The organism is Herbaspirillum sp. WKF16 (assembly GCF_028993615.1).
In the GTDB taxonomy this organism is placed as follows: domain Bacteria; phylum Pseudomonadota; class Gammaproteobacteria; order Burkholderiales; family Burkholderiaceae_D; genus Herbaspirillum.
Genome location: NZ_CP118632.1, coordinates 1863898 through 1888572, shown reverse-complemented (window position 1 = coordinate 1888572; position 24675 = coordinate 1863898). Strand labels below are relative to the sequence as shown.

Below are 24675 nucleotides of genomic sequence, written 5' to 3'. Positions count from 1 at the left end.
TCGAGTATAGCATTGATAAAACCATGCCCCCAGAATCACAAGAACAGACATCCATTCATGGTTTGCGCGGTTTGATCAATAGAACTGCCCACAAGACTGCATTGCTGTCGAGCCTGGTGGCGGCGCTCTTCGTTGTCCCCGCCGCGCCCGCCTGCGCCAGCGAAATGTCCGACATCAACAAGCTGATGCGGGCCGGCCAGTACGCCGAGGCGCTCAACAAGACCGATGCCATACTCGCCAAGCATCCGCGCGACGCGCAACTGCGCTTCACGAAAGGCCTGATCTTAGCAGAACAAAATCGTTCTGCCGAGGCTATCGCGGTGTTCTCCAAGCTGACCGAAGACTTCCCCGACCTGCCCGAGCCATACAACAACCTGGCCGTGCTGTACGCCTCCGAAGGCCAGTACGACCGCGCCCGCGCATCGCTGGACATGGCCATGCGCACCAACCCGACCTACGCCACCGCGCTGGAGAACCTGGGCGACGTGTACGCCAAGCTGGCCAGCCAGGCGTATGACAAGGCGCTGCAGATCGACCCCGCCAACAATGTGCCGCAACCCAAGCTGACCCTGCTGCGCTCGCTCAACGGCAACGCCACCGGCGGCACCGTGCCGCGCCTGGCCAGCGCCGCCCCGGGCCAGGCCGCGCAAGCGCAGCGCGACGCCAAGGCCAAGGCCGACGCGGCCGCGGCGGAACAACAGGAGCGCACCAAGGCGCTGGCCGCCGAGAAGGCCTCCCAGCAGGCTGCCGCCGACAAGGCCGCCGCCGAGAAGGCGACCATCGCCAAGGCCTCGGCCGACAAGGCTGCGGCGGATAAGGCTGCCGCCGACAAGGCCGCTGCGGACAAGGCGGCCCAGGAAAAGGCTGCGGCTGACAAGGCGGCCGCGGACAAAGCAGCCGCCGCCGAACAGAAGCAAAGGGAATTGCTGGCGCAGAAGGAAAAGGACAAGGCCGAGCGCCTGGAGAAGGACAAGGCCGACAAGGCCGCCCGCGCCGAAAAGGAAAAGGAAAAAGAGAAGGAGAAGGAAAAGGCTGCCCAGGCCGAGAAGCTGGCCGCCGCCGAGAAGGCCGCGCAAGCCAAGGCCGCCGCGGAAAAAGCCAAGGCCGACAAGGCCAAGGCCGACGCCGCCTCCGACCAGGACAAGAACGCCGTGCTGACCGCCCTGACCACCTGGGCCCGCGACTGGAGCGAGAAGGACGTGCGCGGCTACCTGGCCCACTATGCCAGCGACTTCGAGACGCCCAAGGGCGCCAGCCGCAAGGAATGGGCCGAGGAGCGCCGCGCCCGCATCGAGGACAAGGGTCGCATCAGCGTGAAGGTCAGCAACGCCCAGGTCGTCATCAAGGGCAACATCGCCACCGTGCACTACCGCCAGATATATAATTCCAACCGGCTGACGGTGGACAGCCGCAAGACACTGGTCTTCGTCAAGCAGGGCAACCGGTGGCTGATCAAACAGGAACGTTCGGGAGGGTAATTGGTGGATCGCGTTTTGCAAGGGCGTCCGGCGCGCATGCTGGGACGCATGCTGATGTTGTGCCTGGCGGGCCTGCCCACGGCGGGCAGCGTCGCCTCCTCTTCTTCCATTCCGCCGCAGAGCGCCGGCCCGACGGTCCCGCAGGCCAAGCCGGATCCCGAAGCGCTGCTGATCGACATCTACAAGGATCTCGGCGCCAACCGCCTGCGCGAAGCCCAGGTCAAGGCCGACGCCCTGGTGGCGGCCTACCCCACCTTCCGCCTCGGGCACCTGGTGCGCGGCGACCTGCTGATGATGCACGCGCGCCCTGTGCGCAACTTCGGCGCCATGTCCGACGGCCCGCAGGACAAGCTCAAGGAGCTGCGCGACGAAGCCATGGTGCGCATCCGCTCGCTGCAGGAAAAGCCGGATCCCAGGCTCATTCCCAAGGCCGTCCTGCAGGTCGGCGACGACCAGAAGAACATCCTGGTGGTCGACACCTCGCGCTCGCGCATGTACGTCTACGAGAACCAGGGCGGCGAGCTCAGGTACCAGAACGACTACTACATCTCGCAAGGCCGCTTCGGCGCCAACAAGGCCAAGGAAGGCGACCAGCGCACCCCCATCGGCGTGTACTACGTCAACAGCCGCATCCCCGGCCCGAAGCTGCCCGATTTCTACGGCACCGGCGCGCTGCCGCTGTCCTATCCGAACGAATGGGACAAGCGCAACGGCCGCAGCGGCTACGGCATCTGGCTGCACGGCACGCCCTCCGACAACTTCAGCCGCCCGCCGCTGTCTTCCGACGGCTGCGTGGTGCTGGCCAATCCCGACCTGCAGAACCTCTACTCGACCGCCGAGGTCGGCAAGACGGTGGTCGTGATCAGCCAGCATGTGCAGTTCGTCGACAAGGGCGAATGGAACAGGCAGCGCGACGCCGCCAGCGCCATGCTGGAGCAGTGGCAGCAGTCGCTGGAGAGCACCGACAGCGACAAGACGCTGTCCTACTATTCCAATGAATTCCGCTCGGCCCAGGGCGAAAGCCTGTCGACCTGGTTCTCGCGCCAGCAGAAGAGCATGAACGGCGCCCGCTTCACCAGTGTCAAACTGCGCGATGTCAGCCTGTTCCGCTATCCCGGCGGCCCCGAGGACATGATCGTCAGCACTTTCACCCAGGAAAGCGCCGTCGGCAAGAGCAAGAACGCGATCCGCAAACGCCAGTATTGGGTCAAGGAAGGTTCGCAATGGAAAATCATTTACGAAGGCAATGCATGACCATCTCCCGCCGTAAGCTGCTGCACACCGCGGCAGCCGCCGCACTCTCCCTCTCCGCCGGCTTCGCCGCCCCGGCCTTCGCCGCCGACGCGCCGCGCGTGCTGATCAAGACCAGCATGGGCGACATCGTGCTGGAGCTCAATCCCGAAAAGGCGCCGGTCTCGGTCGACAACTTCCTCAAGTACGTCAAGAAGGGCCAGTACAACGGCACCATCTTCCACCGCGTGATCAACGGCTTCATGATCCAGGGCGGCGGCTACGACCAGAACATGCGTGAAAAGCCGACCGACGCCCCGATCCAGAACGAGGCCAGGAACGGTTTGAAGAACGAGGTTTATACTGTCGCCATGGCGCGCACCATGGCCCCGCACTCGGCGACCGCGCAATTCTTCATCAACGTCGCCAACAACCGCTTCCTGGACGCTCCAGGCCAGGACGGCTGGGGTTACGCGGTGTTCGGCAAGGTGGTCCAAGGCGCTGACGTGGTCGACAAGATCAAGCAGGTGCGCACCGGCGCCGGCGACGTCCCGGCCACCCCGGTCGTGATCGAATCGGCAACGCTGACCAAGTAAGCGTCGCGCCCGGCCCCGCATCAAGGCAGGCTCGCCGCCGCGCGAGCCGCCTGTTTTTTATTACCTATTCATCAAGCAAAGGATTCAACATGGCTGTTCTGCTCACCACCAACCACGGCAACATCAAGATCGAACTGGACGCGGAAAAAGCGCCGAAGACCGTTGAAAACTTCCTGGCTTACGTGAACGCCGGCCACTACGACGGCACCATCTTCCACCGCGTGATCGACGGCTTCATGGTCCAGGGCGGCGGTTTCGAACCGGGCATGAAGCAGAAGGAAACCCGCGACCCGATCGAGAACGAAGCCAAGAACGGCCTCAAGAACGAACCCTACACCCTGGCCATGGCCCGCACCGCCGCCCCGCACTCGGCATCGGCGCAGTTCTTCATCAACGTCAAGAACAACAGCTTCCTCGACTTCCCGGGCCAGGACGGCTGGGGCTACTGCGTGTTCGGCAAGGTCGTCGAAGGCACTGAAGTGGTCGACAAGATCAAGGGCGTCAAGACCACCCGCGCCGGCATGTTCGCCGACGTGCCGGCCGAAGACGTCGTGATCGAGAAGGCGGAAGTGGTCTGAGCCGGCTGCCACCGCGACCATGACTGACTTCCAGTTCATGCAAAAAGCGCAACCGACGGTTGCGCTTTTTGTTTCCGACCTCCACTTGCAGGCCTCGCTGCCCCGCACCACCGCGGCCTTTCTCGCGTTCCTGCAAACCCATGCGCGCCAGACGCAGCAGCTCTACCTGCTGGGCGACATCTTCGAATACTGGGCCGGCGACGACGACCTCGCCACGCCCTACAACCGGCAGATCGCCGACGCCATCAAGGCCGTGCAGGAGCATGGCGTGCGCATCTTCTGGATCGCCGGCAACCGCGACTTCCTGGTCGGCCAGGACTTCGCCGACGCCGCCGGCCTGACGCTGCTGGACGATCCGCAGGTGCTCACACTGGCCGGCCGCGGCATCGCGCTGGCCCACGGCGACGCCCAGTGCACCGACGACACGGCTTACATGGCCTTCCGCGCCCAGGTGCGCCAACCGGCCTACCAGCAACAGTTCCTGGCCATGCCGCTGGCCCAGCGCAAAGCCATCATCGAAGGCATCCGCAAGAACAGCCAGGACGCCAACCAGAACAAGTCCTACGAGATCATGGACGTCAACGCCGGCGCCATCGACCAGCTGTTCGCCCAGACCGCGACCGACACCCTGATCCACGGCCACACGCACCGCCCCGCCCTGCATCGCCTGGACGACGGCCGGCGCCTGCGCTATGTCCTGCCGGACTGGGAATACGACGTGGATGCGCCGCGCGGGGGATGGATCAGCCTGACCGAAGACGGCGCGCTGCATCGCTACGATGCGGCGGGTTCCGAGATCGCTTGATCGATGATGCGCACCTCGCCGCGAGCGAGGCGCGATGAAAGTCGCTGGGCGGGTACCCCAAAGGGGCTGGCACTTAGGGGCCGTTTTCTTTGCTCACTTTCTTTGACGGGCCAAAGAAAGTGAGCGGCTGCCGGGCCGCCCCCGGCGCTCCGTTTCGACCGGAGAAAGACCGGCGTCAAGCCGGTACATCCGCATGCAGCAAGACCAGACTACTCAAACAACAACTGCATCTACGCTCACTTCGATACGCCGCAAAGCGGCCATTCAACCTAAACGGAATTCAAAGAGGCACAACGAACGACACTGGGTCCCGGCCTGCGCCGGGACGACAGGCAGTCGAGCTACTCGAACGCACGCAGGCGCAAGCCGCCGCCCAGTCGTTCCTGCGAAAGCAGGAACCCAGCGCCGTTCAGCGGCCGCCGATGCGCAACCAACGTCACTGGATCCCCGCTTTCGCGGGGACGACACTGAGGAGGTAACCAGCCCCTCTCCCTGCTCAAGATCCTCTTACCTGTCGTTCCTGCGAAAGCAGGAACCCAGCGTCGTTGAACTCCACCGCCTCACCGCCGACGCTGCGGGAACCGCAACAGCTTCAAAAAGCCCTCAATCCACCAGCCGGTTCAATTGCGCCGCGTCGAACTTGCTCAGCTCCTCGAAGCGTCGACACCCTATCCCCGCCTCGTTGAGCGCTGCCAGCATCGCTTCCATCTGCAACTCCTGCGCCGCGACCTGGTTGATCAGACCGTGCAGCGCCTGCGACAGCGGGTCGTCGCCGTTGGGCACCACGCCATAGGCGGCGAACATCCGCGCCGCGGCCTGGCCGCGCGCGTCCTGGACAGCGCTGCGCTCGACGATGCGGGCCGGATTGCCCACCGCCGTCGCACCGGCCGGCACCGGCTTGGTCACCACCGCGTTGGAGCCGACCTTGGCGCCGTCGCCCACGGTAAAGCCGCCCAGCACCTTGGCGCCGGCGCCGACGATCACGCCGCGCCCCAGCGTCGGGTGGCGCTTGGCGCCCTTGGCCAGCGAGGTGCCGCCCAGGGTCACGCCCTGGTAGATGGTGCAGCCTTCGCCGATCACCGCGGTCTCGCCGATCACCACGCCGAAGCCGTGGTCGATGAAAACGCGGCGGCCGATGGTGGCGCCCGGGTGGATCTCGATGCCGGTCAGGCCGCGCGCGACGTGCGAGATGAAGCGGCCCAGCCACTTCATGTCGGCGTTCCAGCAAGCCTTGGCCCAGCGATGCATCACCACCGCGTGCAAGCCCGGATAACAGGTCAGCACCTCCCAGCTGTTGCGCGCGGCGGGATCGCGCTCGCGGATGCTGGCGATGTCTTCTCGGAGTCGGCTGAACATGGTGGTTTTCCTGGAACGGATGAAACGGAGCGGCAAAAAAAATCGCCGGACGCAATGTCCGGCGATGTCGTCATGCGAGATGACCGGACTTACTTCGCAATGCGCTGGCGTCGCGCCTCGTACAGACACACGCCCGAAGCCACCGACACGTTCAGGCTCTCGACCGAGCCGAACATCGGGATGTTGACCAGGACGTCGCAGGTCTCGCGCGTCAGGCGGCGCATGCCCTCGCCTTCCGAGCCCATCACCAGCGCGGTGGGGCCGGTGAAGTCGCCTTCGTACAGGCCCTTCTCGGCGTCGTCGGTGGTGCCGATGATCCACACGCCGCGCTCCTTCAGGTCGCGCATGGTGCGCGCCAGGTTGGTGACGGTGATGTAGGGCACGGTGTCGGAAGCGCCGCTGGAGACCTTCATGGCGGTGGCGTTGAGGCCCACCGCACGGTCCTTGGGAGCGATCACGGCGTGCGCGCCGGCGCCGTCGGCCACGCGCAGGCAGGCGCCCAGGTTGTGCGGGTCGGTGATGCCGTCGAGGATCAGCAGCAGCGGCGGACCTTCCACCGCGTCCAGCAGCTCGTCCAGCGTGCGCGCCAGCGACAGCGTCGCGGCCTTGGCCACCACGCCCTGGTGGCGGCGCGTGCCGACCATCGCCGAAAGACGCTGGTCGTCGGCCTGGATGATGCGCACGTTGGCTTCCTTGGCCACATGCAGCAGATCCAGCATGCGGCGGTCGCGCCGGTCGGCGTCCACATAGATCTCATCCACCGAGGCTGCCTCGTGGCGGATGCGGGACGTCACGGCATGGAAGCCGAAAATCATTTTGCTCTTCATAAATCCTGTGTGTTTCTACTTGCTGTGAATACGTAAATCTGCGTGAACCTGCCGCGGCACTCCATCAGCGCTTCTTCTTGCCGCCCTTGTTGAAACCCTTGGCCGGCGCGCGTTTGCGGTCGGCCTCGCCGGGGCGTCCGCGGGCGGCGCCGGCGCTATTGCCGCCGCCGGCATTGCCTTTGGCCTTGGCCGGCTTGGCAGCGGCCGCCTTGCCCTTGGGCGCAGGTTGTTGCTTGGCGCCGGCCGGCTTGCCGCGCGCGGCGCTTTCGGCGCGCTTGGCTTCGTTCTTGATCAGCGTGCGGATGCCCGGCTCGTTGACCAGCGACAGGTCGATCTTGCGCGCATCCAGGTCGACGCGGCTGACCTGCACGGTGACGCGGTCGGTCAGCTGGTAGCGGATGCCGGTGCGCTCGCCGCGCAGTTCGTGGCGCGCCTCGTCGTACTGGAAGTAGTCCGCGCCCAGCTCGGTGACGTGCACCAGGCCTTCGATGTAGAGCGCGTCGAGCTGCACGAAGATGCCGAAGGTGGCCACGCCGGAGATGGTTCCGGTGAATTCCTCGCCCAGCTTGTCGCGGATGAAGTAGCACTTGAGCCATGCCTCGACGTCGCGCGAGGCCTCGTCCGCGCGGCGCTCATTGGCCGAACAGTGCAGGCCCAGCGCTTCCCAGATGCCCTGGCTGCCTTCGTTGCGCGCCTTGCCCGGCGCCTTGCCGGCGGCCTTGTCGGCGGCGCGCTGCTGTTGCTGCATCTTGCGCGCAGCCGGCGAGATCGAGGTGTTCAGCGCGCTGCTGTCGATGCCCTTGGGCTCGTAGCGCTTGCCCTGCAGCACCGCCTTGATGGCGCGGTGCGTAAGCAGGTCGGGATAGCGGCGGATCGGGCTGGTGAAGTGCGCGTAGGACTCGTAGGACAGGCCGAAGTGGCCGATGTTGTCCGGGCTGTAGACCGCCTGCTGCATCGAGCGCAGCAGCATGGTCTGCACCAGCAGCGCATCCGGGCGCGCCTTGATCTTGGGCATCAGCTCGGCGTAGTCGGAAGCGCTGGGATTGTCGCCGCCGCCCAGGGTGAGCCCGGTCTGCTTCAGGAAGTTGCGCAGCTGGGTCAGCTTTTCCTTGGTCGGCCCGGCGTGTATGCGATAGAGCGCAGGATGGTCGTGGCGCTTCAACAGGTCGGCGGCGCAGACGTTGGCCGCCAGCATGCACTCCTCGATCAGGCGGTGCGCGTCGTTGCGGGTGCGCGGCAGGATCTTCTCGATCTTGCCGGCGGCGTTGCAGACGATGTAGGTCTCGGTGGTCTCGAAGTCGATCGCGCCGCGCGCCTGGCGCGCGGTCAGCAAGGCCTGGAACACTTCGTAGAGGTGCGTGAGGTGCGGCACCAGGCCGATGCGGCGCGCCGCTTCAGGCCCCTTGGTGTTGCCCAGGATGGAGGCGACTTCGGTGTAGGTCAGGCGCGCGGCGGAGTGGATCACGGCCGGGTAGAACTGGTAGGCCTTGATCTCGCCCTTGGCGGTGATCACGGCGTCGCACACCAGCGTCAGGCGATCGACATCCGGGTTGAGCGAGCACAGTCCGTTGGAGAGTTTCTCCGGCAGCATCGGGATCACCCGGCGCGGGAAGTAGACCGAGGTGCTGCGTTCCAGCGCATCGGCGTCCAGCGCGTCGTTGGGCTTGACGTAGTGGCTGACGTCGGCGATCGCCACGATCAGGCGGTAGCCCTTGGCGCGGCCGATCTTGACCGGTTCGCAGTAGACCGCGTCGTCGAAGTCGCGCGCGTCTTCGCCGTCGATGGTGACCAGCGGCACGTCGCGCAGGTCGACGCGATCCTTGAGGTCGGCCGCGCGCACTTCGCCGGGCAGCTTGGCCGACAGCTTCTTGGCGGCGTCCGAGAATTCATGCGGCACGCCGTACTTGCGCACGGCGATCTCGATTTCCATGCCGGGGTCGTCGATGTCGCCCAGGATCTCGACGATCTTGCCCACCGGCTGGGTGTAGCGCGAGGGATGCTCGGTCAGCTCGACGCTCACCACCTGCCCCGCCTTGGCCTTGCCCGGCGGGCCGGCCAGCAGCACGTCGTGGCCGATGCGCTTGTCTTCCGGCGCCACCACCCAGACGCCGTTCTCGTTGAGCAGGCGGCCGATGACGTGCGAGTTGGCGCGATCCATCACTTCCACGATGGTGCCTTCCGGACGTCCGCGGCGGTCGGTGCCGACGATGCGCGCCTGGACGCGGTCGCCGTGCATCACCTTCTGCATTTCCTTCTCGGGCAGGAACAGGTCGTCGCTGCCGTCATCGGGCAGCAGGAAGCCGAAACCGTCGCGATGGCTCGACACCCGCCCTTCGATGAAGTTGGGCGAATGGGTCAGCTTGTAGTTGCCGGCGCGGTCGGGCTTGATCTGGCCGTCGCGTTCCATGGCATTGAGCCGGCGGGTCAGGCCATCCATCTCTTCAGGCTTGACGCCCAGAGCGGCGGCCAGGCTGGGCGCGCTTTGCGCCGTGGGCGAAGTGCGCAGGATGCCGAGAATCTCTTCCCGGCTGGGAATGGAATAGGGAAATTGGCTCAAAAGTATCGTTCGCGCAATTGTTATTGATGGAACCGGCGCGATGGCCCCGGTCCGGCTGGATAGCCCTTAGTGTAACGGAGTTGCCGCCATTTACCTAACCGCAATGCCGGGCGGCGGCGAGCGCTCGCGGCGAAAATTTTTTGCCGGCCTGTCCAAAAGCATCTTGACATGCCCTCAAGACCATATATAATCACGTTCTTTCGCGATATCGGCAAGTTGGATATCTCGATAGCAGGCCCACGTGGCGGAATTGGTAGACGCGCATGGTTCAGGTCCATGTGCCGCGAGGTGTGGGGGTTCGAGTCCCTCCGTGGGCACCAAAACATAAAAGGTCGGTTGATGAAAATCAACCGGCCTTTTGCGTTTTGGGGCACGCGAGCAAAGCGCCTGCGCGCTTTGCGGGTGGGACGAGAAAGCCGGGCCTTGCAAGGCCCGGCGGGGTCGCGGCACGTGACCGAGTCCCTCCGTGGGCACCAAAACATAAAAGGTCGGTTGATGAAAATCAACCGGCCTTTTGCGTTTTGGGGCACGCGAGCAAAGCGCCTGCGCGCTTTGCGGGTGGGACGAGAAAGCCGGGCCTTGCAAGGCCCGGCGGGGTCGCGGCACGTGACCGAGTCCCTCCGTGGGCACCAAAACATAAAAGGTCGGTTGATGAAAATCAACCGGCCTTTTGCGTTTTGGGGCGCCGTCTTTCCCATGACATGCCCACGCATGCCATGGGATACGACCTTACCCCTGCAACCTGAACACGCTCACCGTCTGCGTCAGCGTGGTCGCCTGGTCCTGCATGGCGCGCGCTGCTGCGGCGGCCTGCTCCACCAGCGCGGCGTTCTGCTGGGTCGCCTCGTCCATCAGGGTGATGGCCTGGTTGACCTGCTCGATGCCGTCGCTCTGCTCCTGGCTGGCCGAGCTGATCTCGCCGACGATGTCGGTCACGCGGCGTACGCTGGCCACCACTTCGTCCATGGTCGCGCCAGCCTGCTCCACCAGCTTACTGCCGGCGTCGACCTTGGCCACCGAGTCGTCGATGAGCTGCTTGATCTCCTTGGCGGCTGAGGCCGAGCGCTGCGCCAGCGAGCGCACTTCGGAGGCCACCACGGCAAAGCCGCGTCCCTGCTCGCCGGCGCGCGCCGCTTCCACCGCGGCGTTCAAGGCCAGGATGTTGGTCTGGAAGGCGATGCCGTCGATCACGCCGATGATGTCGACGATCTTGCGCGAGGATTCGTTGATCGATCCCATGGTGTCGACCACCTGCGACACCACCGCGCCGCCCTGCACCGCCACGTCGGATGCCGACACCGCCAGCTGGTTGGCCTGGCGCGCATTGTCGGCGTTCTGCTTCACGGTCGAGGTCAGCTCTTCCATGGCCGAGGCGGTTTCCTCCAGCGAGCTGGCCTGCTGCTCGGTGCGGTTGGAGAGGTCGAGGTTGCCGTGCGCAATCTCGGCCGAAGCGGTGGAGATGGTGTCGGTGCCCTGGCGCACCTGGCCGACGATGCGCACCAGGTTGTCATTCATGTCCCTCAGGGCGCCCATGAGCTGGCCGGTCTCGTCGCCGGACTTCACCTCGATGCGGCTGTCGAGCTGACCATTGGCCACCCGCCCGGCAACGACCACCGCCTCGCGCAGCGGCCGCGTGATGGAGCGCGTGATGGCCAGCGCCAGCACGACGCCGGCCAGGATCGCCACCGTGCCCAGCACCAGCATCATGTTGCGCGCGGCGCGGAACAGGCCGTCCACCTCGGCCGTGAGCGCCTTGATCTGCTCGCTCTGCATCCCGGCCAGCTTCTCGATGGCGGCCAGGTAGACCTGGCTGTGCGGCAGCAACTGCTCGTCCACCACCTTCTTGGCGGCGTCCTCGTTGCCGACATCCTTTTCCTTGAAGACCGCGCCGTTGTCCGCAATCACAACCTTGCGGCGCTCGTTGATCTCGTTCAACTGCGCCTTGCCGGCGTCGTCGGTGATCAGCGCCGTCATCTGCTTGACGTACTCGTTGTTCTTGCTGATGGTGGAAACGATCTGGTCCTTGTAGTACTTCTGCTGCACCGGATCAGGGTTCTTGGCTGCGGCCACGATGCGCCCGACGTTGAGTTCGATGGACTTGTAGAACTCGTTGACCAGCCGCTCCTTGACCAGCGCCTCGTTGACCATCACATCGTTGAGCTTGCCCACCCCTTGCAGGCGCCACACGCCGATGGCGGTGATGAGTCCCATCAGGACCAGAATCGCCGCGAAACCCAGCCCCAGCCGGGTGCCTATCTTCATGTTCTTCATGTTTCCAATCCCCTATATCCCCAAAGGCGCAGCCGGATAGCGCCGCGCCGCCTCTTCTGACGCGTCCCGGATAGGGACTCATCATTAACGGACGCTGCGTATCGCCACTTGAGCCTTCTCAAGGAAAATGCACGGAAGATTCCTGACGACAACATCATTGCCTGACGGACAATATCGGCTCGACATGAACGCCGGCGGCCACCGCCGGTCGAAACCTCTCCCAACAGGAGAACGCGATGAGCATTCCCAACCAGGCTTCCGATCAGGCATCGCCCCTACCGATCCACGCCGAGCACGTCAGCGCGCTGGTTCGCTTCTTTGAAACGCTCACGCGCGACAACGCTGCCCAGGTCGCCGCCATCTACGCCACCGACGCGCGCTTCAAGGATCCCTTCAACGAGGTGCAAGGGCTCGACGCCATCCAGCACCTGTTCGCGCACATGTTCAACCAAGTGAAAAATCCTCGCTTCAAGATCACGGCCGCCGTGCAGCAGCGCGAACAGGTGTTCCTGACCTGGGATTTCTTCTTCCGCATGCCGCCCTTCGCCTCATCCGAGCAATGCATACGCGGCGCCACGCATTTCCATCTGGCCGAGGACGGCCGCGTCATCTATCATCGCGACTATTGGGACGCCGCCGAAGAGCTGTACGAAAAGCTGCCGCTGGTCGGCCTCTTCATGCGCGGCCTGAAACGCTTCGCCCGCCAATAAGAATCCAGCAACATAACCCCTACCGATGCCGCCTGCCCATTTCGAGAAATCCCTGGTCTGGTTCCGCCGCGACCTGCGCGACACCGATCACGCCGCCCTGTATTACGCCCTCTCGCGCAGCAAGCAGGTCTATTGCGCCTTTGTCCTCGATACCGACATCCTCGACGCCCTCAGGCGCGACGGCGTGCGCCGGGATCGCCGCGTCGACTTCATCCTGGAGAGCCTGGCCGAGCTCGACCGCTCGCTGCGCGCCGGCGGCGGCGGCCTGATCGTGCTGCACGACAGCGCCGCGCGCGCCATCCCGCAGCTGGCCGCGCGCCTGGGCGCGCAGGCCGTGTTCGCCAACACCGATTACGAACCCGACGCCGTGGCGCGCGACCAGGGCGTGGCCGACGCCTTGCAGCGCGACGATATCCTGTTCTTCAGCAGCAAGGACCAGGTAATCTTCGAGAAGGACGAAGTGCTGTCGCTGGCAGGCAAGCCCTTCTCGGTCTTCACGCCCTACAAGAACGCCTGGATGGCGCGGCTGGCCAAGGCCGACGGCGATTTCTTCCTCAAGGCCTATCCGGTCGAGAAATACCGCGAGGCGCTGGCGCCGCCGCCGGACGACATGTCGCGCGAGATGCCCTCGCTTGCGCAACTGGGCTTCGAGCCCAGCAACCTGCGCGAGCTGAAGATCCCCACCGGCATGTCCGGCGCCGATGCACTGTTCGATGACTTCCTCACCCGCATCGGCGCCTACGGCACGGCGCGCGACTATCCGGCCGTGAAGGGGCCCTCCTACCTGTCGGTGCACCTGCGCTTCGGCACCGTTTCGATCCGCACGCTGGCGCGCGCGGCCCTGCAGGCCATGCACTCCGGCCACGGCGGCGCGGGCGCGGCGACCTGGCTGTCGGAGCTGACCTGGCGCGATTTCTACTTCATGATCCTGCATCACCATCCGCGCGTGGCCGGCCAGGCCTTCAAGCCGGAATACGACGCCATCGCCTGGGAAGACGACGCGCAGGCGCAGGACGATTTCGCCGCCTGGTGCGAGGGCCGCACCGGTTATCCGCTGGTGGACGCGGCCATGCTGCAGATCAACCAGACCGGCTACATGCACAACCGCCTGCGCATGGTGGTGGCCAGCTTCCTGACCAAGGACCTGGGCATCGACTGGCGCCGCGGCGAACGCTACTTCGCCATCCACCTGAACGACTTCGACCTGTCGGCCAACAACGGCGGCTGGCAATGGGCCTCGTCGTCGGGCTGCGACGCCCAGCCCTACTTCCGCATCTTCAACCCGGTCACGCAGTCGGAGAAATTCGATCCCGACGGCAAGTTCATCCGGCGCTACCTGCCGCAGCTGGCGAAGCTTTCCGACAAGCGCATCCACGCGCCGTGGACCGCCACGCCCGACGAGCTGCGCCAGGCCGACGTGACGCTGGACGGCAACTATCCGCGCCCCATCATCGACCACGCGCAGGCGCGGGCGCGCACGCTGGAGCGTTACGCGGTGGTGAAAAAGGCGGACAGGAACGCCGGGCCGGACGACGACTGAAAACGCGCGGCGCAAAAAAAAGCCGGACCGCTGCAACGCGGTCCGGCTTTTTCATTTCAGGCGCCGCGCCTTTATTCGGACATCACCGGCTCTACCTTGGCGTTGTCCTGGAACTTGATCGGCGGCACCCGGCGCACCATCCACAGCCCGACCAGCGAGGCCACGATGGCGATCGCGATGCCCATGTGGATGGCGCCCACCAGCGCGTCGCGCGCGGCGTCGAGCAGCAGCGAACCGTTGTGGCCGGCCTGCATCAGCTGGGCCAGCAGCACCGACTGGATGTCGTGGTTGACCAGCACTTCCGGATCGCTGAAATCCTTGAGCCATTGCGCCGCGTGGTCGCCCTCCAGCGCCTTCTGCACGCCGGCGCCGTACATCTGGCTCACCAGCGTGCCGGTGATGGCCGTGCCCAGCATGCCGCCGATCATGCGCAGCGACTGCAGCAAGGCGGTGGCGATGCCCAGATGCTCGCGGCTGGCGGCCTGCTGCGCGAACACGGTCAGGTTGGGCAGCACCAGCCCGAGGCCGAAGCCGCCGGCCAGCATGGCGGCCAGCATGAAGCCGCCGCCGGTGCCGCGATCGCACAGCACCACACCCAGGCAGGACGCCGCGATCAGCACGAAGCCCACCGTCATCATCATGTTGGGATTGGGAATGCGCGTGATGACGCGACCATTGACGATGCTGGCCACGGTGATGCAGGCCACCAGCGGCGTGATCAGCAGGCCGGCCTCGCGCGGCGACATGCCGAAGCCGCCCTGGAACAGCAGCGGCGCATACATCAGCAGCGAGAACATGGCGAAGCCCGCCAGGATCGACAGCAGGAACAGGCTGGACAAGGCGCGGTCGCGCATCATCTCGAACGGCAGGATCGGCTGCTCAGCCTTCTGCTCCCACTTCCACAGCGCATAAAACGCCGCCGCGCTCAACGCCAGCAGGCCCGCCATGCCGGCCGTCAGGCCGCGCTTGGGCAGCATCTCCACCAGCAATTGCAGGCTGCCCAGCGACAAGGAGATCAGCAGCGCGCCAGGCCAGTCCAGCTTCATCTTTCCCTTGTGCTGGATGTGGCGGATGTGCGGCACGAAACGCCAGGTGAAAAACAGCGAAATCACCCCGATGGGCAGGTTGCAGTAGAACACCCAGCGCCAGCCCAGGCCCTGGGTCAGGAAGCCGCCCAGCGAAGGGCCGACCGCGGTGGCGATGCCGAACGAGGCCGACAGGATGATCTGCCAGCGCAGGCGCACGCGCGGATCCGGGAACAGGTCGGCGATGGAGGCGAAGCAGGTGCCCACCAGCATGCCGCCGCCGATGCCCTGCAGCCCGCGCGCGATGACCAGGAACAGCATGCTGTCGGCCATGCCGCACAGCGCCGAGGCGCCGACGAAGACGATGATGGAGGCGATCACGAACGGCTTGCGTCCGAAGTAATCGCCCAGGCGGCCGAAGATGGGCACCGTGATGACCGAGGTCAGCAGGTAGGAAGTGGCGACCCAGGCGTAGAGTTCGAAGCCCTTGAGCTCGGCCACGATGGTGGGCAGCGCGGTGCCGACAATGGTCTGGTCCAGCGCCACCAGCATGATGACGAAGCAGATGCCGAGGGTGGCCAGCAGGGATTCGCGAAAAGGCAGAACTTGGCCGCTGGAATGGGCGGCCTCGGTATGGAGGGCCATGTTGCTTGACTGACAATCCTGAAGGAGACGCCGGTGCGCCGAAGCGTCATTTTACCAACGCAGCGCACTTGTTGCCGGCGGTCACTTTCAAGGGAGCGGAACCGGTCGATCCGGTTCCGCCCGCTGCGCGTCAGTCGCCGGCGACGGTCATGCTTTCCAGCAGGATGGAGCCGGTTTCCTTGGTGCCGCGCACCAGGGTGTCGTTGCCGATGGCAACGATCTGGCGCAGCATGTCCTTCATGTTGCCGGCGATGGTGATCTCTTCCACCGGATACTGGATCACGCCGTTCTCGACCCAATAGCCAGAGGCGCCGCGCGAATAGTCGCCGGTCACGTAGTTCACGCCCTGGCCCATCAGTTCGGTCACCAGGAGGCCGGTGCCCATCTTCTTCAGCATGCCCTTGAAGCTGTCGCCCTTGGCGGTGCGCGTCGAGGTCAGCGTCAGGTTGTGCGAGCCGCCCGAGTTGCCGGTGGTCTGCATGCCCAGCTTGCGCGCCGAATAGGTCGACAGGAAATAACCCTGCACCACGCCGTCCTTCACCACTTGGCGCTTGACGGTGCGCACGCCCTCTTCATCGAAGGGCGCCGAGCCGACGCCGCCGACCACGTGCGGGTCTTCCAGGATCTGGATGTGTTCGGGGAAGACCTGCTGGCCCAGCGAATCGAGCAGGAAGGTCGACTTGCGGTACAGCGCGCCGCCCGACACCGCCTGCACGAAGGCGCCCAGCAAACCCGCCGCCAGCGGCGCCTCGAACAGCACCGGGCACTTGCGGGTGGACAGCTTGCGCGCGTTCAGGCGCGCCAGGGCGCGCTCGGCGGCGTAGCGGCCGATGGCTTCCGGCTGGGCCAGCTTCCTGGGATCGCGCTTGGAGGAATACCAGTCGTCGCGCTGCATGCCGGCGCCCTTGCCGGCGATCGGCGCCACCGAAATGGTGTGACGCGAGAACGGATAGCCGCCCACGAAGCCGCGCGAATTGGCGGCGATGAAATGCGAATGCTGCACGTAGACGCCGGCGCCTTCGCTGTTGGCGATGCGGGGGTCGGTGTCCAGCGCGGCGGACTCGCAGCGTTGGGCAATGGCCACAGCTTCCTCGGCGGAAATGTTCCATGCCGAAAACAGCTTGAGGTCGCGCGGCGCCATCTCCAGCATGTCGGCGTCGGGCAGGCCGGCGCAGTCGTCGATGGAAGTGAAGCGCGCGATGTTGTAGGCGGCCTCCACCGTTTCCTTCAGGGCCTGCTGCGAAAAATCGGAAGTGCTGGCATTGCCGCGCCGCACCTGGCGGCCCTCTCCGAGGAACACGGTGACGCCGATGCCCTTGTCCTTGTTCTGCTCGATGGTCTCGACGCGGCCCTTGCGCACGCCGACCGAGAGGCCGCTGCCTTCGCTGATGTCCACCGCCGCGTCCGAGGCGCCCTTCTCCTTCGCGTAGCGCAGGACGTCCTGCGCAAGCTGCTTCAACTGATCTTGACCGTAGGTGAATGGGGTATCGCTCATGAGCCTGATTTCTCTGGAATGCGGGTAAAGCGGTTATCATAGCAGCCGTTAAGCAATATTTCTTGAAGTTGACCATGCCCAATGCAAACCGCGGCGCCGTCGGGTTCCAATCCAGCGAATTCGAACAGGAATACGACCGCCCTTCCAAGTCCCAGCTCAAGCGCGAGATGGATGCCCTGCAAAAGCTCGGCGAGGCGCTCGTCGCCGAACCGCGCGACCGCGTCAAGCGCGTGCCCATGCCCGAGGACGTGCGCGACGCCATCCTCGAATGCCAGCTGATCAAGGATCACGAAGGCCGTCGCCGCCAGATGCAATACGTGGGCAAGAAGATGCGCACGCTGGAAGCCGATGAACTGGCCATCATCCAGAAGACCATCGACAGCTGGCGCGGCGCGTCCAAGGCTGAAACCGCCGTCATGCACGCGCTGGAGCGCCGCCGCGAAAAGCTGCTGGCCGACGACGGCGCGCTCACCGAGCTGCGCGACCGGCATCCCGAGATCGACCTGCAGCACATGCGCACGCTGATCCGCAACGCCCGCAAGGAGCAGGCCGAGAACAAGCCGCCCAAGGCCTATCGCGAGATCTTCCAGATCCTCAAGCAATTGCACGTCCAGTCCAACCTGAAGAAGGACCAGGACGCCGGCGACGAATTGCCTGAAGAAGATGAAGACTGAGCGCGGGCATCTGCTGATCGGCCTGGTGTCGATCTCGGACCGCGCCGCCGGCGGCGTCTATGAAGACCGCGGCATCCCCGCCCTGCAGGAATGGTTCGGCGCCGCGCTGGCCAGCCCCTGGAAGATGGAAACCCGCCTGATCCCCGATGAACGCGCGCAGATCGAACAGACCCTGATCGAGCTGGTCGACCAGGTCGGCTGCGACCTGGTGCTGACCACCGGCGGCACCGGCCCCTCGCGGCGCGACGTCACCCCGGAAGCCACGCTGGCCATCGCCACCAAGGAGATGCCGGGCTTCGGCGAGCAGATGCGCCAGATCAGCCTGCAGTTCGTACCGACCGCGATCCTCTCGCGCCAGGTGGCGGTGATCCGCGAGACCGCCGACCATGCGGCGCTGGTGCTGAACCTGCCTGGCCAGCCGAAATCGATCCGGGAAACGCTGGAAGGCCTGAAGGACGAGGACGGCCGGCAAAAGGTGCCCGGCATCTTCGCCGCCGTGCCCTACTGCATCGACCTGATCGGCGGCCCCTACGTCGAGACCAACGAGGCCGTATGCAAGGCCTTCCGTCCCAAGTCGGCCATCAGGCCGGCCGCCAGCTAATCACTCCCCGTCCCGAGCGCCTTCGATACGCCTTCGGCTACTCAGGACGAACGGTTGGGGGGGGGGCCAGCACACCCCGCACCTCACCACTCCCCGCCATCTTCTTCACCCGTTCGGACTGAGTAGCCGCGCATGCGGCGTATCGAAGACGCCCGGGACTAACGGCCACACATCATTTCGGACAAGCGCCCTCATCCTTGCCGCCGCACAGCGACGCGCCGTTGAGCAGATCCAGGTACTGCTGCAGCCTGGCCGGCGTGATGCGGTAACCGTATTCCTTGAGCTCATTCTGGGTCGACGGGCGCCAGCTGAACTGCACCACGAACAGGCGCTCCTTGCCCTGGTAGACCGCCAGCACCGTGCCCTCGCCATATGGCGCCTGGGGGCCCGCGCGGTCGCAGAAGCCGCCGCTGACCGAGGTCGGGATGTTGTTGGTCAGGCTGTCCTTCTGCTTCATCGGCACGAAGCGGCCCGGGCAATTGCGCTGCGCATTCTGCATCACCTCGGTGATGGCCACCTGCGCCACGCTGAGATTACGCGCCGTGATATTGCTCACCAGCGCGCTGTCGGGATAGCTGCGGCGCTGTATGCCCATGTAGCCTTCGCGCCAGGAATCGTGCGCCTCGTTGGCCGGCAGGAAATCGACCACGTAGTCGCCGTCGGCATCGCCGTCCATGAAGGCCATGCGCCATCCCGACGGCGGGGTGATCATCAGGTTCTCGCCGCGCGGCTGGAACACCGCGCCTTCGGCCTCGGCCCTGGCCTGCGCCGGCAGCAGCGCGGCAGCGGCCGCGCAGGCGAGCGCCAGCGCGGCGCCCAGTTTTTTCAGCATCATCGGCATCCTCCACATCCTCGTTTCTGGCCGGGGAGATTTTCTCCGGCGTTCGTCGTATGATTGCCGTCTCGCGCAAGCGCGGCGACATCGGCAAAAACGTATTGTGCCCCCGCGCGACGATGCGCACAAATCGCCCTCCAACGAACGACAGGATCCGCACCCACACCATGGCCGCACTACTCGACACCATCCAGATCGAAACCGCTCCCAACCCGACCGCCGCCGTCATCTGGATGCACGGCCTGGGCGCCGATGGCTCGGACTTCGTGCCCATCGTGCGCGAACTCGACCTCAGCGGCTGCCCCGCCATCCGCTTCGTCTTCCCCACCGCGCCCACCATGCCGGTAACCATCAACGGCGGCTACGTGATGCGCTCCTGGTACGACATCTTCACGCCCGACCTGGTGCGCCGCGAGGACGAGCCCGGCCTGCGCGCCTCGCAGCAGGCCGTCGAAGCGCTGATCGCCAATGAAAAGGCGCGCGGCATCCCCGCCGGCCGCATCGTGCTGGCCGGGTTCTCGCAGGGCTGCGCGATGACGCTGCAGGCCGGCCTGCGCCATCCGGAAAAACTGGCCGGCCTGATGTGCCTGTCGGGCTACCTGCCGCTGGCGGCCAAGGCCGCCGACGAGCGCCATGCAGCCAACGCCGCTACGCCCATCTTCATGGCGCACGGCCGGCTCGATCCGGTAGTGGTGATCGAACGCGCCGAGCAGTCGCGCCAATTGCTGGAGCAGCTGGGCTACGCCATCGAGTGGCATGAATACCCGATGCAGCACTCGGTCTGCGGCGAGGAAGTCGAGGACATCGGCCGCTGGCTGGCCAAGGTGCTGGCCGACTGATCCCGCTCACGCTTTTCAGCCGGCAAGCCCGCAGCACGCTGCGGGCTTTTTTATGCGCGTGAAGCACGAAAAAAAGCCGGCCGCCGGCACGAGGCTGGCGACCGGCTCAGGTAGCGCGAGGCGTCGGCTTACTTGAGCTGGAACTTCAGCTCTTCGCCGGCCTGGCGCATCGCGGCCTGCACTTCCGGCACCTTGGCCAGCACGTTCAACAGGCCGAAGTCATGGATCATGCCGTTGTAGCGCACGCTGGTCACGGCCACGCCGGCGGCCTGCAGCTTGCGGCCGTACTCTTCGCCTTCGTCACGCAGCACGTCCTTCTCGGCGGTCTGGATCAGGGTCGGCGGCAGACCCTTCAACTGCGCCGGGCTGGCTTGCAGCGGCGAAGCATAGACTTCCTGGCGCTTGGCGGCGTCGGTGGTGTAGCTGTCCCAGAACCACTTCATCATGTTCCTGGTCAGGAAATAGCCATCCGCGAACTGCTTGTAGGAACCGGTCTCGAAGTTGGCGTCCGTCACCGGCCACAGCAGCACTTCGGAACGCAGCGCCGGGCCGCCCTTGTCCTTGGCCATCAGCGCCACGACCGCCGCCATGTTGCCGCCCACGCTGTTGCCGGCCACCGCCAGGCGCTTGCCGTCGACCTTGATCTCACGACCGTGCTCGGCGACCCACTTGGTGGCCGCGTACGCCTGGTTGATCGCCACGCCGTAACCGGCTTCAGGCGACGGCGTGTAGTTCACGAACACCGCCACGGCGCCGGAGTTGGCCACCAGGTCGCGCACCAGGCGCTCGTGGGTCGGGAAGTCGCCCAGCACCCAGCCGCCGCCGTGGAAGAACATGAAGGCCGGCAGCGTCTTCTGTACGCCGGCGGGGCGCACGATGGTCAGCTTGATTTCCTGGCCGTCGGCCACGATGGTCTTCTCCGACACGTCGGCCTTGGGCAGCTGCAGCTTCACGCCGGCCTGGGCGCCGACCAGCACGGCGCGCGCATCCTTGGGCGAGAGCTGTTCGAGAGGCTTGCCGCCGCCGGCCTCAAGCGCCTGCAGGAAGGCTTGGGTGGTAGGTTCCACACCGGCGTCGCCGGCCGCGTAGGCATTGCCGAATACCAGGCCGATGGCGGCCACTGCTGCGAGTTGTTTGAGCGATTTCATGATGTCTTCCTTGTGGTTGAGGGTGTCGCTTGTCGACGAATACGGCTTGCGCCGGTTTTGTTTTCCAGGGTGAAACGGGTGCTGCCTGAATTCCAAAAAACTAAATATCTATTAAATAGCAAACTACTTATTTACCGCTATTGGCTCTGGGGATAAGGTCCCCGTGCAACCTTTGCCGGCCATTCGATTGCTGCGGCATCAATATAAACACTATTAAATAGCGCACTATATATTTGACTTGAAAAACGGATGCCGAGGCATCCGCCTTCACTCGCCGGTGTTCTTGTGCAGCCGCGCCCGCAGCGTCATCAATTCTTCCTTCATCGCAGCCAGCTCGGCGGCGGTCGACTCGGTCGCCCGCAGCACCTCGCGCGGCAGCTCCACCGCCTTCTCGCGCAGCGCGTCGCCCTCGGGGGTCAGCGAGATCACCACCTGGCGCTCATCGCTGGCGGCGCGCTGCCGGGTGACCAGGCCTTGCGCTTCCATGCGCTTCAACAGCGGCGTCAGCGTCGCCGAATCCAGCACCAGGCGCTCGCCGATGTCGGACACGGTCAACTGGTCCTGCTCCCACAACACCATCAGCACCAGGTATTGCGAATAGGTGATGCCGAGATCGCGCAGCAGCTTGCGGTACAGCTTGCTCATGGACAGCGACGTCGAATACAGCGCGAAGCACAGCTGGGCATCCAGCAGCGGGGCCGACTTGCGCTTGTCTGTTTTCGAGTTCATGCAGCGCAGTTTATCCATCTCAAAATTAAATAGCAAGCTATCTAAGTAAATAAATTGTCCGTTTTGTTTCAGAAGCGTTGTCCAAAAACATCAGCTCACATTCCAATGTGCATTGAGAGCAGCGCCAGCAAGGCTTGCGGCGCGTTCTCGCTAGCCGATAAGTGATATCCGTAGCGAATTTTCTTTGTGAAAGAAAACAAGAATCGTTATCATTCTAGCCTTCCTTAACAAGACCTTAACAAGATAAGGCTCGCTTTTAACAAATAACAGCGCGGAGATCATCCGCGCGCCCTCGCTCAAGACCGACTCTTATGAAGACCATCCAACAACGCGCACTCAACGCGCGCCGCACCCGCTGCGCCGCCGCCATCTCGCTGGCCCTGCTCTCCTTCCACGGCATCGCTTCGGCCCAGCAGGCCGCCCCTGCCGCCTCAGCCACCCCGGCCGATGGCCTGGAAACCATCCAGGTCAGCGGCGACTGGCTGGGCACCGGCCTGGCCAACAGCGTCAAGACCTATCCTGGCGCTCGCACGGTGGTGAAGAAGGATGAAATCGAAAGCACCGGTGCCGTGAGCGTGGGCGACCTGCTGCGCCGTATTCCTGGCGTGCAGGCCACCGACAACTCGGGCTCGGCCGGCAGCTCGATCGCCCTGAACATCGGTGTGCGCGGCCTCACCGGCCGCTACTCCCCGCGCTCCACCATCCTGCTGGACGGCATTCCGCTGGCCTCGGCCCCTTATGGCCAGCCGCAGCTTTCCTTCGCCCCCGTCAACCTGAACAACATCGAATCGGTTGACGTCGTGCGCGGCGGCGGCGCGGTGCGCTACGGCCCGCAAAACGTCGGCGGCATCATCAACTTCAAGAGCCGCTCGATCCCGACCGGTCCTGGCGTCTCGGGCGATGCCACGATGCGCTACAACAGTTATGGCCAGGGCGGCTCCAACAACCAATACAGCGCCTTCGTCGGCGGCACCGCGGACAACGGCCTGGGCGTCGCCGTGCTCTATTCCGGCCAGGAAGGTTCCGGCTGGCGCGACAACAGCAACGAGCGCTTCAACGACTTCGCCCTGAAACTGCGTTACGAACTCAGCCCCACCTCGGAGATTTACGGCAAGATCAACTATTACGACGTCCTGTCGCATACGCCGGGCGGCCTGTCGGTGGCGCAATACAACGCCAATCCTTTCCAGAACACGCGACGCCGCGACTTCTGGAGCGGCGACCGCAAGGGCTTCGACCTGGGCTACCTGAACACGATCTCGGATGACCAGGAATTCGAGATCCGCACCTACTTCAATCAAAGCGTGCGCCAGAGCGCCCTGAGCAATATCGCCCAGACGGTCCTGACCTACCAGCCGCGCTACTATGAAACCCTGGGCATCGAGCCGCGCTACACCCAGCGCTTCACACTGGGCGGCAGCACCAACGACGTGACCGTCGGCTACCGTTACATTCGCGAGCGCGGCAACGACAACAATTACACGATGTCGATGACCACCGGCGCGACGACGGTTCCGACCATCATCAACAGCAGCACCGATGCGCATGCCGTCTACATCGACGACAAGATCTCGATCGGCCAATGGCGCATCACCCCGGGCCTGCGCGTTGAACACATCAAGACCACCCGCGTCAGCGGAGCCACCGTCAATGAAGTGGTCAATAACAAGCCGCTGCCATCGATCAATGTCGCCTATCTGCTGACCCCGGAACTGACGCTGTTCTCCAACTACAACACCTCCTTCGGCGTGGTGCAGAATACCCAGCTGACCTCGCCCTCGGGCAACCAGCTCTCGCCCGAACTGGCCAAGACGATGGAAGCCGGCGCGCGCTGGAAGGGGCAGCAGCTCTCCGCCGAGGCGACGCTGTTCCGCATCGACTTCGACAACCAGATCCAGCAAGTGGGCAACACCAATCCCGCGGTGTTCCAGAACGTCGGCAAGACGCAGCATGACGGCATCGAACTGGCCCTGGACTATGCGTTCGACAAGGCCAGCCTGCTGGGCGGCTGGAGCGTCTACGCCAACTACACCTACACCCGGGCCTTGCAGAAGTCCGGCGCCACCGCCGGAAAGGACCTGCCTTTCTACTCGCGCGTGACCGATACGCTCGGCACCCGCTTCCAGTCCGGTCCGTGGGGCTTCAACCTGTCGACCACGCATCAGGGCCGCCAATTCTCCGACCCGTCCAATACCGTGGCCGAGAGCGCGGACGGCGGCACCGGCGAAATCCCCGGCTTCCGCCTCTGGAATGCGCAGGTGGACTGGAAGGTTCCGGGCGCCAAGGGCTTCGACGTGTTCGCCGGCGTCAACAACCTGACCGACCGACGCTACTACACCCGCACCAACGACACCACGACCATCGGCCGCCTGGTCGGCGCGCCGCGCACGATTTACGTGCAGGGCCGCTACGCGTTCTGACGAGCTCTCCGCCTTACCTGCAAAGGGCAGCCCCGCGGCTGCCCTTTTTTATTGCCGCGCCTCCTCATCCCCCTGGCGGCCGCCCTGCTGACTATGCGCCGGAACGCAACGCGCGCGACATTTTCCGCACCATATCCGGACAGGCTGCGCGCCCCGGCACGCTGCCGCGCGCGGTTTTTCCCGCCGGCTGGAAGAACATGCGCGGAGCGCCCGTTGGCACGGAAAATGCATGTCTCCGCCAATGTATACATTGACGTATTTTGTCTTGCCGTCATGGTGTTCACAGGCTAACCTGCCCCCATGCCGGGCCGCATGG

Annotated in this window: 20 protein-coding genes and 1 tRNA gene; 12 read left to right on the top strand and 9 right to left on the bottom strand. The window is 64.9% G+C overall.

Going from position 1 to position 24675, the window contains the following annotated elements:
• The first annotated feature begins 71 nt into the window (after nucleotides 1–71).
• From Herbaro_RS08450 to Herbaro_RS08430, 5 genes are all read left to right on the top strand, one after another.
• Nucleotides 72–1478 (top strand): YybH family protein, encoded by a 1407-nt coding sequence (locus Herbaro_RS08450; protein ID WP_446719314.1) that lies wholly within the window; start codon nucleotides 72–74, stop codon nucleotides 1476–1478.
• A 36-nt stretch (nucleotides 1479–1514) separates the two neighbouring features.
• A complete protein-coding gene (locus tag Herbaro_RS08445) occupies nucleotides 1515–2732 on the top strand; it encodes a L,D-transpeptidase family protein (protein WP_275013992.1) in 1218 nt (405 codons plus the stop codon).
• A complete protein-coding gene (locus Herbaro_RS08440; protein WP_275013373.1) occupies nucleotides 2729–3304 on the top strand; it encodes a peptidylprolyl isomerase in 576 nt (191 codons plus the stop codon). Before Herbaro_RS08445 ends, Herbaro_RS08440 begins: the two co-directional genes overlap by 4 nt.
• Before the next feature lie 89 nt (nucleotides 3305–3393).
• Complete coding sequence (locus Herbaro_RS08435) at nucleotides 3394–3882, top strand: peptidylprolyl isomerase (protein WP_275013372.1); 489 nt, start codon at nucleotides 3394–3396, stop codon at nucleotides 3880–3882.
• A gap of 19 nt (nucleotides 3883–3901) precedes the next feature.
• Nucleotides 3902–4687, top strand: a complete 786-nt coding sequence (locus tag Herbaro_RS08430; protein ID WP_275013371.1) for a UDP-2,3-diacylglucosamine diphosphatase — start codon at nucleotides 3902–3904, stop codon at nucleotides 4685–4687.
• Between the two features lie 603 nt (nucleotides 4688–5290).
• Here Herbaro_RS08430 and cysE read toward each other — a convergent pair.
• The 3 genes from cysE to rnr form a co-directional block, all read right to left on the bottom strand.
• Complete coding sequence (gene cysE / locus Herbaro_RS08425; protein ID WP_275013370.1) at nucleotides 5291–6043, bottom strand: serine O-acetyltransferase; 753 nt, start codon at nucleotides 6041–6043, stop codon at nucleotides 5291–5293.
• 89 nt (nucleotides 6044–6132) lie between these two features.
• The gene (gene rlmB / locus Herbaro_RS08420; protein ID WP_275013369.1) at nucleotides 6133–6870 is read right to left on the bottom strand and encodes a 23S rRNA (guanosine(2251)-2'-O)-methyltransferase RlmB; all 738 of its coding nucleotides are present in this window, start codon (nucleotides 6868–6870) and stop codon (nucleotides 6133–6135) included.
• Between the two features lie 64 nt (nucleotides 6871–6934).
• Complete coding sequence (gene rnr, locus Herbaro_RS08415; RefSeq protein ID WP_275013368.1) at nucleotides 6935–9427, bottom strand: ribonuclease R; 2493 nt, start codon at nucleotides 9425–9427, stop codon at nucleotides 6935–6937.
• 235 nt (nucleotides 9428–9662) lie between these two features.
• Between rnr and Herbaro_RS08410 the strand changes: the two genes are divergently transcribed.
• Nucleotides 9663–9747, top strand: a tRNA-Leu gene (locus Herbaro_RS08410).
• 409 nt (nucleotides 9748–10156) lie between these two features.
• Here the strand turns inward: Herbaro_RS08410 and Herbaro_RS08405 are convergent.
• A complete protein-coding gene (locus Herbaro_RS08405) occupies nucleotides 10157–11698 on the bottom strand; it encodes a methyl-accepting chemotaxis protein (RefSeq protein WP_275013367.1) in 1542 nt (513 codons plus the stop codon).
• Between the two features lie 236 nt (nucleotides 11699–11934).
• Here Herbaro_RS08405 and Herbaro_RS08400 point away from each other — a divergent pair, with 236 nt between their 5' ends.
• Nucleotides 11935–12408: a nuclear transport factor 2 family protein gene (locus Herbaro_RS08400; RefSeq protein ID WP_275013366.1), complete on the top strand. Its 474-nt coding sequence runs from the start codon at nucleotides 11935–11937 to the stop codon at nucleotides 12406–12408.
• Between the two features lie 25 nt (nucleotides 12409–12433).
• Nucleotides 12434–13948: a cryptochrome/photolyase family protein gene (locus Herbaro_RS08395; protein WP_275013365.1), complete on the top strand. Its 1515-nt coding sequence runs from the start codon at nucleotides 12434–12436 to the stop codon at nucleotides 13946–13948.
• A 71-nt stretch (nucleotides 13949–14019) separates the two neighbouring features.
• Here the strand turns inward: Herbaro_RS08395 and Herbaro_RS08390 are convergent, their stop codons facing one another.
• Nucleotides 14020–15618, bottom strand: coding sequence for an MDR family MFS transporter (locus tag Herbaro_RS08390; protein WP_275013364.1), 1599 nt, complete (start codon nucleotides 15616–15618; stop codon nucleotides 14020–14022).
• Nucleotides 15619–15748: 130 nt separating this feature from the next.
• Nucleotides 15749–17113, bottom strand: a complete 1365-nt coding sequence (pmbA, locus tag Herbaro_RS08385) for a metalloprotease PmbA (RefSeq protein ID WP_275013363.1) — start codon at nucleotides 17111–17113, stop codon at nucleotides 15749–15751.
• 74 nt (nucleotides 17114–17187) lie between these two features.
• Here pmbA and yjgA point away from each other — a divergent pair, with 74 nt between their 5' ends.
• Together yjgA and mog are read left to right on the top strand one after the other, a co-directional pair.
• Complete coding sequence (gene yjgA / locus Herbaro_RS08380; RefSeq protein WP_275013362.1) at nucleotides 17188–17787, top strand: ribosome biogenesis factor YjgA; 600 nt, start codon at nucleotides 17188–17190, stop codon at nucleotides 17785–17787.
• A complete protein-coding gene (gene mog, locus Herbaro_RS08375; protein WP_275013361.1) occupies nucleotides 17777–18388 on the top strand; it encodes a molybdopterin adenylyltransferase in 612 nt (203 codons plus the stop codon). The genes yjgA and mog overlap by 11 nt, the downstream gene beginning before the upstream one ends.
• A 172-nt stretch (nucleotides 18389–18560) precedes the next feature.
• On the opposite strand, the gene Herbaro_RS08370 is transcribed toward mog, so the two are convergent.
• Nucleotides 18561–19220, bottom strand: coding sequence for a hypothetical protein (locus Herbaro_RS08370; RefSeq protein WP_446719332.1), 660 nt, complete (start codon nucleotides 19218–19220; stop codon nucleotides 18561–18563).
• A 170-nt stretch (nucleotides 19221–19390) separates the two neighbouring features.
• Between Herbaro_RS08370 and Herbaro_RS08365 the strand changes: the two genes are divergently transcribed.
• On the top strand, nucleotides 19391–20062 hold the full coding sequence (locus Herbaro_RS08365) for an alpha/beta hydrolase (protein ID WP_275013359.1): 672 nt from the start codon (nucleotides 19391–19393) through the stop codon (nucleotides 20060–20062).
• Nucleotides 20063–20190: 128 nt separating this feature from the next.
• On the opposite strand, the gene Herbaro_RS08360 is transcribed toward Herbaro_RS08365, so the two are convergent.
• Both Herbaro_RS08360 and Herbaro_RS08355 read right to left on the bottom strand, forming a co-directional pair.
• Entirely contained in the window at nucleotides 20191–21210 is a 1020-nt protein-coding gene (locus tag Herbaro_RS08360; RefSeq protein WP_275013358.1) for an alpha/beta hydrolase, read from the bottom strand.
• A 267-nt stretch (nucleotides 21211–21477) separates the two neighbouring features.
• The gene (locus Herbaro_RS08355) at nucleotides 21478–21939 is read right to left on the bottom strand and encodes a MarR family winged helix-turn-helix transcriptional regulator (protein WP_275013357.1); all 462 of its coding nucleotides are present in this window, start codon (nucleotides 21937–21939) and stop codon (nucleotides 21478–21480) included.
• Between the two features lie 311 nt (nucleotides 21940–22250).
• On the opposite strand from Herbaro_RS08355, the gene Herbaro_RS08350 reads away from it, so the two are divergent.
• Nucleotides 22251–24359, top strand: coding sequence for a TonB-dependent receptor family protein (locus tag Herbaro_RS08350; protein WP_275013356.1), 2109 nt, complete (start codon nucleotides 22251–22253; stop codon nucleotides 24357–24359).
• Nucleotides 24360–24675 lie beyond the last annotated feature (316 nt).

Bases quoted from the DNA above. Each gene is read 5' to 3' on its own strand.
- Herbaro_RS08350 (WP_275013356.1), top strand. From the start codon at position 22,251: ATGAAGACCATCCAACAACGCGCACTCAACGCGCGCCGCACCCGCTGC.
- rlmB (WP_275013369.1), bottom strand. From the start codon at position 6,870: ATGAAGAGCAAAATGATTTTCGGCTTCCATGCCGTGACGTCCCGCATC.
- Herbaro_RS08365 (WP_275013359.1), top strand. From the start codon at position 19,391: ATGGCCGCACTACTCGACACCATCCAGATCGAAACCGCTCCCAACCCG.
- Herbaro_RS08430 (WP_275013371.1), top strand. From the start codon at position 3,902: ATGACTGACTTCCAGTTCATGCAAAAAGCGCAACCGACGGTTGCGCTT.
- Herbaro_RS08435 (WP_275013372.1), top strand. From the start codon at position 3,394: ATGGCTGTTCTGCTCACCACCAACCACGGCAACATCAAGATCGAACTG.
- Herbaro_RS08445 (WP_275013992.1), top strand. From the start codon at position 1,515: ATGCTGGGACGCATGCTGATGTTGTGCCTGGCGGGCCTGCCCACGGCG.
- Herbaro_RS08405 (WP_275013367.1), bottom strand. From the start codon at position 11,698: ATGAAGAACATGAAGATAGGCACCCGGCTGGGGCTGGGTTTCGCGGCG.
- pmbA (WP_275013363.1), bottom strand. From the start codon at position 17,113: ATGAGCGATACCCCATTCACCTACGGTCAAGATCAGTTGAAGCAGCTT.
- Herbaro_RS08395 (WP_275013365.1), top strand. From the start codon at position 12,434: ATGCCGCCTGCCCATTTCGAGAAATCCCTGGTCTGGTTCCGCCGCGAC.
- Herbaro_RS08355 (WP_275013357.1), bottom strand. From the start codon at position 21,939: ATGAACTCGAAAACAGACAAGCGCAAGTCGGCCCCGCTGCTGGATGCC.
- Herbaro_RS08360 (WP_275013358.1), bottom strand. From the start codon at position 21,210: ATGAAATCGCTCAAACAACTCGCAGCAGTGGCCGCCATCGGCCTGGTA.
- cysE (WP_275013370.1), bottom strand. From the start codon at position 6,043: ATGTTCAGCCGACTCCGAGAAGACATCGCCAGCATCCGCGAGCGCGAT.
- yjgA (WP_275013362.1), top strand. From the start codon at position 17,188: ATGCCCAATGCAAACCGCGGCGCCGTCGGGTTCCAATCCAGCGAATTC.
- Herbaro_RS08390 (WP_275013364.1), bottom strand. From the start codon at position 15,618: ATGGCCCTCCATACCGAGGCCGCCCATTCCAGCGGCCAAGTTCTGCCT.
- mog (WP_275013361.1), top strand. From the start codon at position 17,777: ATGAAGACTGAGCGCGGGCATCTGCTGATCGGCCTGGTGTCGATCTCG.
- Herbaro_RS08440 (WP_275013373.1), top strand. From the start codon at position 2,729: ATGACCATCTCCCGCCGTAAGCTGCTGCACACCGCGGCAGCCGCCGCA.
- Herbaro_RS08370 (WP_446719332.1), bottom strand. From the start codon at position 19,220: ATGCTGAAAAAACTGGGCGCCGCGCTGGCGCTCGCCTGCGCGGCCGCT.
- Herbaro_RS08400 (WP_275013366.1), top strand. From the start codon at position 11,935: ATGAGCATTCCCAACCAGGCTTCCGATCAGGCATCGCCCCTACCGATC.